The following is a 1,592-nucleotide window of genomic DNA, read 5'->3' as shown; positions in this document are numbered from 1 at the left end:
CCGGCGTACCGCTGGGCGAGCTCGTCGAGGTTCGCGTTCTCAACGCGAACCTCTTCGACGATCTTCCCAGCCTCATCCATCACTGCCACCTGTGCGTACCGTTTGTGGACGTCGATTCCGAGGTACATAGCTTATTCACCCGGGACGCCAGTGCGTGAAGCAGAGATTCACCTATTCGGGCTTTCCCGGATGCCGCGGGGCGCGGCATCCGGGCTGTAGCGCCCATGACTCGGCTCCTTTCGCACACGGACCAGTCAACACGACGTGCTCTGAGGCACGGAATAGCGGTCGGTCTCTTGCGCCCCATGTCTTGTTTCACGCTCTCCTAGGGTAGCAGCGTTTCCATCGAGTCAACACAGCAGACAAAACTGAGGTGGTGTAGCTTTGGTCTGATCGCCGGGCAAGTTGTTTTGTCGAGCGTGAGTCCAGGTTGGCCTGATATTGCCATTACATTACTAAGTCTGTAATACTACTGAACCTCACTGTAACGCAAAGCAACCCGAACAATAGGGTTGAGGGTCAAATCGTGTTGTCAGCAAACATACTCATATCAGAATTTATTTGTATGTGCGTTACATGTATACTTACATATCATAATATACCTTTGCCGTACAACAGTTTTGCTTTTTCTAGGCCGCAAAAAAATAACTATAATATATTTTTGTAATGGCAGTACGTAATAGATATGCCAATCGATATACAGCGGTGATCAAAATGTTAGAACCGAATGGAACTGGATTCAGTACCTCACAAAGCATCGCCAGTTAGTCTGACCTGAGCCACCTGTTTTGTCGTGATAAGTCGTCGATAGCGGTTGAACAACGCTGATCGAAGGCGGAACTGTCGCTGTCGGCGGCGATCAGCCGCCGACGCGACAGCGTTGCCACTTGCGAAAACGCTTGCTCGGTCAGTGACTACCGGTGGAATCGGTCGTCGGGAGGCCGGTTCGCGGGGACGGCCCGACGCACCGCGAGGGCCGTCCACGCGACCTGTCGGACCATATTGACGAACTCCTTGTACGGCCACCACCAGAGGCGACGCCCGCCTCGGCGAAGCGTCGCCGCTGTTTGCTAGGCACATTCGCAGCAAGCAGAAGTTCTAACTAACCGGCTTTGTGAGGTACTAGGATTTGACTGGATTGAGGCGCTGAAGCCCCTTCCTCAACGAGCGATCGAGGGGAGCGAGTAGGTGGGCTGCAGCTACCCATAAATGTTCAGTGTCTAGTGGGCCAACGAATCGCTCTGTGATTTGTTAACGTCCTTAAGAGCTGTATTTCTGTAGACACGCCTGGATCTGTAACGCGCGTTGTGGAAGTAGGACGCCTATCCCAGGGCGCAAGCCGCCGGCCAAGTGGTAGGGTGGTGGTAGTTTTCTGCTACTGTTGCCTTGTTGAACGCAAGACAGCGACGGGGTAGGGTCGATTGTTTGTAGTCCTAAGCTGTCAGCGGCGCGTTCTTACGATCAGAAGATACAGTAGCCGTTACTGACGGCGGTTGTTGAAGAGTCAAAACTATGGTATCTTGTTTCGTTGTGTCACTGACGACGGCGATGTCTCTCCCGGATACGTCCGGGGAAAGGGAGCAGGCGGCGAG

Annotated in this window: 2 pseudogenes; both read right to left on the bottom strand. The window is 53.5% G+C overall.

The annotated features are described in order from the left end of the window. A pseudogene (locus Z052_RS18795) lies at positions 1–128 on the bottom strand (IS110 family transposase); the annotation flags it as partial. 786 nt (positions 129–914) lie between these two features. Then, positions 915–1,061: pseudogene (locus Z052_RS18790) on the bottom strand (ISH3 family transposase); the annotation flags it as partial. Positions 1,062–1,592: the final 531 nt, after the last annotated feature.

This window comes from Halorubrum sp. C191 (assembly GCF_002727095.1).
In the GTDB taxonomy this organism is placed as follows: Archaea; Halobacteriota; Halobacteria; order Halobacteriales; family Haloferacaceae; genus Halorubrum; species Halorubrum ezzemoulense.
The sequence above is the reverse complement of the archived record's forward strand: the minus strand, read 5'-3'. Positions and strand labels throughout refer to the sequence as shown.